Here is a 472-nt window from a genome sequence, read left to right on the forward strand (position 1 = left end):
CGGTCAACCTGATGGTCGGCCAGCGCCTGCTGGCGGTCCTGGGCATCACCTGCGACACCGCGAGCAACGGCGAAGCCGCCCTGTTGCGCATCACGGCGTCGCGCTACGACATCGTGCTGATGGATTGCCAGATGCCGGTCATGGACGGCTACACCGCCACCCGCCGCTGGCGTGAGCACGAGGCCGAGGAGCATGTCGGACGGCGCCTGCCGATCGTCGCGATGACCGCGAACGCGATGGCGGGCGATCGCCAGAAGTGCCTCGATGCCGGCATGGACGACTATCTGGCGAAACCGGTCACGCGCAGCGAGCTCGAACGCTGCCTGCACCGCTGGTTCGACCCGGACGCCCCGGCGCCGCAGGTCAGCGCACAGCCGGTGGACGAGACGGAAGAGAAGACCGAGCAACCCGCAACAGATCTGCAGGGCGATGCGATCGAGATGGCGCCGGGCGCCGCTTCGGAGCGCGACGT

Annotated in this window: 1 protein-coding gene; it reads left to right on the forward strand. The window is 68.9% G+C overall.

Going from position 1 to position 472, the window contains the following annotated elements; translation table 11 throughout:
* Window positions 1-472 (forward strand): response regulator (locus tag SB719_RS19035; RefSeq protein WP_412159586.1); only part of this gene is annotated, 472 nt, incomplete at both ends.

Source organism: Pantoea sp. SIMBA_079 (assembly GCF_046940275.1).
GTDB classification, from domain to species: Bacteria; Pseudomonadota; Gammaproteobacteria; order Enterobacterales; family Enterobacteriaceae; genus Pantoea; species Pantoea borealis.